The organism is Bradyrhizobium sp. (genome assembly GCF_019244115.1).
GTDB lineage: Bacteria > Pseudomonadota > Alphaproteobacteria > Rhizobiales > Xanthobacteraceae > Bradyrhizobium.
On sequence record NZ_JAFATE010000406.1, the window covers coordinates 1 to 7,803 of the forward strand.

A 7,803-nucleotide genomic window follows, 5' to 3' on the forward strand; every position below is an offset into this window, starting at 1 on the left:
GCCGTCGTCGAAGCTGATGTGCAGATGGCCGTAATTGTACATGGACGGCGCGATCTCGCCGGTGAGCCGGGCGCCGACTGCATGCACCGCGACGGGCCGCGCGCGCGTCACCTGGCACATGATGTCCACGTAATGCACGCCGCAATCAACGATCGGCGAAGTCGACTGCATCAGCTTCTTGTGCACGTCCCAGAACGAGCCGGCCGCCTGCTGGTTGAGGTTCATGCGCATGACGAGCGGCTTGCCGAGCGTCGTTCCGATCTCGACGAAGCGCGACCATGACGGATGGACGCGCAGGATGTAACCGATCAGCAAAACCTTTCCCGAGTCGCGCGCGGCGCTGACGAGGCGTTTTGCCGCCTCCAGCGTCTCGGCCAGCGGCTTTTCGCAGAAGACATGTGCGCCCGCGGCAAACGCCTGCGCGGCCATGTCGGCATGATGCTCGGTATAGGTGCAGATCGCGACCGCATCGGGACGCAGCGCCGCGAGCGCCTCATCGAGCTTCTCGAAGCGCGGTACGCCGCGAAACTCGGCGTCGAGGTCGTGGCGGTCGGCCGCGCGATGGGTGCAAAGTCCGACCAGGTCGAACCCATCGATCGCCTGGTAGGCGCGCGCGTGGCTCATTCCCATGGTGCCGAGGCCCACCACGAGGACGCGGACGGCTGGCGCGCTCGAACTGGATGCAGCAGACATGGCCGGATCGCCTCCCGTTACACGGACGCCAGATGTTCGCGCGAAGAACCGTCTGATGTCGAGCGACCCTCGATCCAGGTGTCGCGTACGCGCAAATCGTCGTCGAGATGCACGAGGCTTGCGAGATAACCCGCCGCGATGCGGCCAAGCTCATGGTCACGCCGCAGAAACGCCGCGGGCACGCGCGAGGCCATCGCCAGCGCCGTGCCGAGATCGAGGCCCGCGACAGTGACCGCGTAACGCACCGCTTGGTCCATCGTCAGCACGGAGCCGGCGAGCGTTCCGTCGTCGAGGCGCAGATAGCCGTCGGCGCGCGTGACGCGGCGGCCCTGCAGATCGAAATGATCGGGCCCGCCGGCGGCTGGCGGCATTGCGTCGGTGATCAGCATGAAGCGGTCGCGCCGCTTGGCGCCAAAGGCGATGCGCAGGTTCGCCGCGTGCACATGGTGGCCGTCGGCGATGATGCCGACGAAGGTGTCGGCGAGATCGAGCGCGGCACCGACCATGCCCGGCTCGCGCCCGACCGGCGCGCTCATCGCATTGAACAGATGAGTGAAGGCGCGCGCCCCTGCCTCGACCGCGGCTCGCGCCTCCGCATAGCCCGCCTCGGAATGGCCGAGCGAGACCAGCACGCCGCGCCGCGCGAGCTCGGCGACGTCTTCGGCACCGACGCGATTGGGCGCCAGCGTCAGCATGACCGCGCCGCAATCGGCGGCAGCGATCATCTCGATGTCTCCAGGCGTGATCTCGCGAATGTATTTGAGCTCGTGCGCGCCCTTGCGGCGCGGGTCGAGGAACGGCCCCTCCAGATGGACGCCGAGGACCGCCGGCGTGCGGCGCCGCGCCTCGCGCGTCGCGGCGATCGCCGCTTCCATCACCTCTCGCGCGTCGGTCACCAGTGTCGGCAGCAGGCCGACGGTGCCGTAGGCGCGATGCGCCGCGGCGATCGCCGCGATGCCCTCCGGTGTCGGGTCATCGTTGAACAGGACGCCGCCGCCGCCATTGACCTGCACGTCGATAAAGCCGGGCGCAAGCAGGCCGCCGCCGAGATCGCGCACAGGACCGCGAGGTTCTTCGGCGCACGGGACGATCGCGGCGATGCGCTCACCCTCGATGACGAGGGCGTGGTCCTCGCGAAACGTCTCGCCGTCAAAGATCCGCGCGCCTGTGAGAACGATCATCAGACGGTCTCCGTCACTTTGCTCAAATTGCGCGGGCGGTCGGGATCGCGCCCGAGCCGGCGCGCCAGCGCTTCGGCAAGGCCGTAGAAGCGGTGGATCATCACGACGGGTTCGAGCAGCGTCGCTTCGACCTTCGCGACAGCGAGACGGTGCGCGTGATCCGCACCATCCGCCTCGATCGCGATCACCGACGCACCCATCTCGGCAAGCCGCGCCAGCGTCGCCAGCATGGCCTCGCGCGCCACGTCGGACGGCAGGAAGGCGATGACGGGAAAGCCGGGGCCGACGAGTTCGGCCGGGCCATGCAGCACCTCCGCCGCCGAATAGGCTTCAGCGTGGATCGCGCAGGTCTCCTTCAGCTTCAGCGCAGCTTCGGCCGCGATCGCGAGCGTCGCTCCGCGGCCGAGCACGAAGGCGTTTCGGGCGCTGGCGAGCCGCTCCAGCATCGTTGTGGGCGGCGGTGCGGCCTGCGCGCGCAAGATCTCCGGCAGGCCGGCGATGGCATCAGCCAGCGGCTGATCCTCGCACCAGGCCGCGACCAGGCTTGCACCGGCCACGAGCCCGGCGATCATCGATTTGGTGGCAGCGACCGAGCGTTCGGGCCCGGCGCACAGCGGCAGCAGCGCCTCGGCCTCCTGCGCGAGCGGCGAATCCAATTCGTTGACGAGGGCGATGGCCAGCGCCCCGCCGCGGCGTGCCGCGCGCTGCATCTCGACGATATCGGGGCTGCGTCCGGATTGCGAGATCGCGACCGAGACGGCGCCGGAAAGCCGCATCGGCGCGCGATACAGCGTGGCGATGGACGGACCGATCGAGGCGCAGGGCGCGCCCGATGCGATCTCGACAAGATATTTCAGGTAGAGCGCGCAACAATCCGACGAGCCGCGCGCAATGGTCGCGACCAGCGGCGGATCGAGGGTGCGCAGACGCCGGCCCAGTTCAGCGAGCGCCTCTGCATTTTCGGCAAGTTGGCGAGCCACCGCATCGCCTGCTTCGCCGATCTCCTGAAACATGTGTGTCGTCATCTCTGCGCCTTTCGAACCGGTGGCGACAGTGTGAGTTCGGAAACGAAATCGTAGGCGTCGGCGCGATACCAGGATTTTGTGAATTCGACGCACGAGCCATCGGCCAGATAGGCGATCCGCTGGATGTAAAGCGCCGGGCTGTCGTGCGCGACGCCGAGCAGCTCGGCATCCGCATCGGACACCAGCGTCGCACGCAGGCGCTGCAGGCCGCGGGTCGGCCGAAACCCGCGGGACGCAAGCGCCTCGTAGAGCGACGCCCCGACCTTACCCGAGTCCGACAGAAAGCGCAGCGGCACGGCGGCGCGCTCGATCGCCATCGGCGTGCCGTCGGCCAATCGCAGGCGGCCGAGCCGGAACACGCGTTCGTTCGGCCCGGCGCCGAGCATCATCGCCTCTTCCGGCGTCGGCAGAAACACGCCGCGCTCGAGCTCGCGCGAGCTCGCCTCCAGGCCGCGCAGCCGCATGTCTTCGGTAAAGCTCGTCAGCCGCGACGAGGGCTGATCGACGCGCGGCCGCGCGCGATGAATGAAGGTGCCGGCGCCGTGCCGGTGCAGCAGCACGCCCTCGGTGACGAGATCGGCGATCGCCTTGCGCAGCGTCGTGCGCGACACGTCGAGCAGCTCGCACAAGACGCGCTCGGCCGGCAGCAGCTGCGCCTCGACAAAACGCCCGGTCTCGATCTCGCGGCGGAGCGCGTCGACCACTGCGCGATAGAGTTTCTGGCCCGGAGCGGCCTCGACCGTCATCGCCATGGCGCGGTCTCCGCTTCGTCGAGTATCCCGCCCGCGAGCAGGATCGCGCCGTCAACCGCATCGCGCCGCGGACGCACGAGGCGGCCTTCGACGTCGGCCGGCAAATAGGGCCGCAACGGCTCGGCCAAGCCGCCAACGAGGGCCACGCGCTCGGCGCCCAGCGCGTTCAGCGCGTGCGCCAGCGCCGCAATCGCGTGAGCGGCCTCGCCGACGATTTCACACGCACGCGCATCGCCGGATTTTGCGAGGTCGAGAATCTGCGGCGCGAAGGCGCCAAAATCGCTGGGCTTTGCGTCCGCCGCCCAGCGCATCATCCTGAGCGGATCATCGGCAAAATGGCGCCCGAGCGCGCGGGCGAGCTCGCTCATCGGCTCGAGATCGTCGAGAGCCCGCAGCGTCGCGCGCAATCCGGCTTCACCGAGGCGCGCGGCGGAGCCGTCATCACCGAGGCGAAAACCGCGTCCGCCAATGATCGTTGTCTTTCCACCGACGCGCGCGATCCCGGCCGAACCGGTGCCCGCGATGATAAGCCCACCATCGGCGAGGCCGTTGGCGCCGACGCAGGCCGCCACCGCATCATTGGCCACGACCACGCGCGCAAAGCCAGGCAACGCCGCCGCGATCCGCTCCGCTTCCTGATCCTCTGCCAGACCCGCAAGGCCGATGCCAACCGCAATCTCCTGCCTTGCGGTCCCCGCGGGAATCGCCGCGTCGATGGTCTCGCGCAGGACCCGAACGGCGCCGTCGAAATCGACATAGATGTTCGAAGCCGGCCCGATGCCACGCCCCAATTCACGGCCCGACCGGTCGCGCAGCCGGGCGCGGCAGCGCGTCGCGCCGCCATCCACGCCGAGAAAAAACCGTGCCGCCGCCAATGGGCCTCCCAAAAAATTTGTAAACGCCTCTAGACAAGTGGTATGTCACGAGCCTAAAACAAATACAAGAGGTATATACCATTGGTATTCGCAATGTCGCGGCCAAGCGTGAAGAACAAGAGGAAGGGATGGCTTATGGCCGGCGATCCGCCGACCAATTCGAGCCTGTTCACCGATGCGATGCTCGCATCCTACCGCCGTGCGATCGAGGCGGTCGCCGCAGCCTCCGATGATATCTGCATCGCGGCGTTTCACCTCGCCGCACTCTGGCGCGCGGGCGGACGGCTGATCTATGTCGGCGCCGGTTCCTCCGGCCTTGCAGCGGCGTCGGATGCTGCCGAGCTTCCCGGCACTTTTGGCCTCGACGAGAACCGCATCGCGATCGTACTGGCCGGCGGCATCGGTGAGGCCTTTCGCATCAACGCGACTGCGGAGGACGATGCGGCGGCCGGCGAAGCGGCCATGTCGGCGTTTGGCGATCTTGCCCGGGACGCCGTGATCGCGGTGTCGGCGAGCGGCTCGACGCCTTTCACGATCGCCGCCGCTCTGGAGGCGCGCCGGCGCGGCGCCTTTGTCATCGGCATCGCGCATCGGCCAGATACTCCTTTGCTGTCCGGCGCCGATGCGCCGATCCTGCTCGACAGCGGCGAAGAGGCGCTGCGCGGCTCGACACGGCTCGCGGCTGGCACCGCGCAGAAGGCCGCGCTCGGCATGCTCACGACATTGATGGGACTAGAGCTCGGCCACATCCATCAGGGCCTGATGGTCAACCTGAAGGTCGACAATGCGAAACTACGCGACCGCGCGCGCGGCATCGTCGCCATGATCGCCGGCATTACTGAGGCCGAGGCGGAGGTCGCGCTGCGCGAGGCCGGCGGCCAGGTCAAGGTCGCGATCCTGATCGCGCGCGGCGGGGTCAGCATGAGCGAAGCCGAAGGCTGGCTCGCGGCGGCGGATGGACGGATTGATCACGCGTTGCGCCTCGCGCGTACCGCTTGACGATGAGGCGTATCAACCAGGGGCAAAAGCCCGAGGAAGGGAGCGTTAGATGAAACCAACATTGAAAGGTGCGTTGAGAACCAGTGTCGCCGCGGCGACATTGCTCGCAGGGCTCACGGCGGTGCAGGCCGGCTCGCTGAAGATCGAAAGCTGGCGCAACGACGACGCCGACATTTGGAACTCAAAAATCATCCCCGCCTTCAACAAGCATTATCCCGACATCAAGATCGAATTTGCACCGTCAGCGCCGAAGGAATACAACGCCGCGCTCAATGCGCGCCTCGACGGCGGCACCGCCGGCGACCTCATCACCTGCCGTCCGTTCGACGCCTCGCTCGCGCTCTATCAAAAGCACCAGGTCGATGCAGTCACCGACCTCAAGGGCATGGACAATTTCTCCGAGGTCGCCAAGTCCGCATGGCAGACCGACGATGGCAAGACGACGTTCTGCGTTCCCATGGCGTCCGTCGTTGCGGGCTTCATCTACAACAAGGAAGCTTTTGCCAAGGTCGGCGTGACCGAGCCGAAGACGCTGGATGAATTCCACGCCGTGCTCGAGAAGCTGAAGAAGGACGGCACCTACGTGCCGCTTGTGATGGGCACCGCCGACCAGTGGGAAGCCGCGACCATGGGTTTTCAGAACATCGGCCCCGATTACTGGAAGGGTGAGACCGGCCGCGCCAACCTGATCGCGGGCAAGGAGAAGTTCACCGACCCGCAATATGTCGCCGCCTTCAAGGAGATCGCCAGCTGGGCACCGTATCTCGGATCGGGCTACCAGGCGCAGACCTATGCCGACAGCCAGAACCTGTTCTCGCTCGGCAAGGGCGCGATCTACGCGGCCGGCTCGTGGGACATCTCGACCTTCCGCGGCCAGGCCAAATTCGCCATGGGCGCGTTCCCGCCGCCGCTGCCGGCGGGCGACACCCAATGCTACATCTCCGATCACACCGACATCGCGATGGGCGTCAATGCGGCCTCGAAGAACAAGGAGGACGCCAAAAAATTCCTCGAATGGCTGACGACGCCGGAATTCGCGACCATCTACGCCAACGCGCTTCCGGGCTTCTTCCCGCTCGCCAAGACGCCGGTGAAGGTCGACGACGATGTCGCCGCGACCATGGTCGGATGGCGCCAGAACTGCAAGTCGACGATCCGCAACTCGTACCAGATCCTGTCGCGCGGCACGCCGAACCTGGAGAACGAGCTCTGGAACGTCTCCGCGCAGGTCGTCAACGGCAAGCTCACGCCTGAAGCCGCCGGCAAACAGCTGCAGGACGGCCTCGACAAGTGGTACAAGCCGGCGAAATGACGCAGCTCTCTCGCTTCGCGGCTCGCGCGGAGCGAGAGTTAGCTCACGGCTCTATCCCCTCATCCCCGGGGAGCTTGCTTAAGCAAGCGTCTCGAAGGAGGAGGCCCGGAAATCAATATCGGGGCCTCATGGTTCGAGACGCCGCGCAGGCGCGGCTCCTCACCATGAGGGTCTGAGCCGGGAAATTCGGCGCTGTACTTTCAACTCTTTTGCACCATGTCCGAACCCGTCGCCCATGTCGTCGCGCAGATGCCCCGCGGGAAGCGCGTGGGCCTTTTGCTGCTGTTTCTCGGACCGGCGGTTGCGATCTACAGCCTGTTCTCGATCTATCCGCTGCTCGCGACGATGGGGCTCTCGACCTATACCAGCGACGCCACGGGAGCCCGGCATTTCGTCGGACTCGCCAATTTTCAAACGCTGCTCGGCGATGCCTTGTGGTCAAAGCCATTCTGGAATGCGTTCGGCAACAATCTGATCTTCTTTGCCGTGCACATGTGCGTGCAGAATCCGATCGGCATCGCGCTCGCGGGATTTCTGAGCCTCCCCGGTCTGCGGCTGAAAGGCCTCTATCGCACCGTCATGTTCCTGCCGACCATGCTGTCGGTGGTCATCGTCGGCTTCTCCTGGAATCTGATCCTTTCCCCGCTCTGGGGCGTCGCCTCCGGCGCGCTGAAGGCGGTGGGCCTGGGCTCGCTGTTCGCGCCCTGGCTCGGCCTCGAATCCAGCGCACTGATAACGCTGTCGCTCATCTCGGTCTGGCAGTTCGTCGGCATCCCGATGATGCTGATCTACGCCGCGCTGCTCAACATTCCCGACGAGCTGATCGATGCGGCGCGCGTCGACGGGCTCGGGCATTTCCGCATCTTCTTCCACATAAAGCTGCCGCTGGTGCTGCCGACCATCAGCCTGGTCTCGGTCTTGACCTTCGTTGCCAATTTCAACGCCTTCGACCTGATCTACTCGGTC

At 66.4% G+C, this 7,803-nt stretch carries 8 protein-coding genes; 3 read left to right on the forward strand and 5 right to left on the reverse strand.

From position 1 onward, the window contains the following. The 5 genes from JOZ76_RS17935 to JOZ76_RS17955 all read right to left on the reverse strand — a co-directional run. A partial coding sequence (locus JOZ76_RS17935) for a Gfo/Idh/MocA family protein (RefSeq protein WP_291700305.1) occupies positions 1–693 on the reverse strand: 693 nt, incomplete at its 3' end. A 17-nt stretch (positions 694–710) separates the two neighbouring features. Further along, entirely contained in the window at positions 711–1,874 is a 1,164-nt protein-coding gene (gene nagA / locus JOZ76_RS17940; protein ID WP_291700307.1) for an N-acetylglucosamine-6-phosphate deacetylase, read from the reverse strand. Next, entirely contained in the window at positions 1,874–2,899 is a 1,026-nt protein-coding gene (locus tag JOZ76_RS17945) for an SIS domain-containing protein (RefSeq protein WP_291700309.1), read from the reverse strand. The genes nagA and JOZ76_RS17945 overlap by 1 nt, the downstream gene beginning before the upstream one ends. Next, entirely contained in the window at positions 2,896–3,651 is a 756-nt protein-coding gene (locus JOZ76_RS17950; protein ID WP_291700311.1) for a GntR family transcriptional regulator, read from the reverse strand. Before JOZ76_RS17950 ends, JOZ76_RS17945 begins: the two co-directional genes overlap by 4 nt. Further along, positions 3,642–4,526, reverse strand: coding sequence for a BadF/BadG/BcrA/BcrD ATPase family protein (locus JOZ76_RS17955; protein WP_291700313.1), 885 nt, complete (start codon positions 4,524–4,526; stop codon positions 3,642–3,644). The genes JOZ76_RS17950 and JOZ76_RS17955 overlap by 10 nt, the downstream gene beginning before the upstream one ends. Positions 4,527–4,661: 135 nt before the next feature. Here JOZ76_RS17955 and JOZ76_RS17960 point away from each other — a divergent pair, with 135 nt between their 5' ends. From JOZ76_RS17960 to JOZ76_RS17970, 3 genes are all read left to right on the forward strand, one after another. Beyond that, positions 4,662–5,525, forward strand: a complete 864-nt coding sequence (locus JOZ76_RS17960) for an N-acetylmuramic acid 6-phosphate etherase (protein ID WP_291700315.1) — start codon at positions 4,662–4,664, stop codon at positions 5,523–5,525. A gap of 49 nt (positions 5,526–5,574) precedes the next feature. After that, a complete protein-coding gene (locus tag JOZ76_RS17965; RefSeq protein WP_291700317.1) occupies positions 5,575–6,837 on the forward strand; it encodes an ABC transporter substrate-binding protein in 1,263 nt (420 codons plus the stop codon). A gap of 249 nt (positions 6,838–7,086) precedes the next feature. Continuing rightward, the coding region (locus JOZ76_RS17970; protein ID WP_291700319.1) for a carbohydrate ABC transporter permease at positions 7,087–7,803 on the forward strand (717 nt) is incomplete at its 3' end.

Bases quoted from the DNA above. Each gene is read 5' to 3' on its own strand.
- JOZ76_RS17945 (WP_291700309.1), bottom strand. From the start codon at position 2,899: ATGACGACACACATGTTTCAGGAGATCGGCGAAGCAGGCGATGCGGTG.
- JOZ76_RS17965 (WP_291700317.1), top strand. From the start codon at position 5,575: ATGAAACCAACATTGAAAGGTGCGTTGAGAACCAGTGTCGCCGCGGCG.
- nagA (WP_291700307.1), bottom strand. From the start codon at position 1,874: ATGATCGTTCTCACAGGCGCGCGGATCTTTGACGGCGAGACGTTTCGC.
- JOZ76_RS17960 (WP_291700315.1), top strand. From the start codon at position 4,662: ATGGCCGGCGATCCGCCGACCAATTCGAGCCTGTTCACCGATGCGATG.
- JOZ76_RS17950 (WP_291700311.1), bottom strand. From the start codon at position 3,651: ATGGCGATGACGGTCGAGGCCGCTCCGGGCCAGAAACTCTATCGCGCA.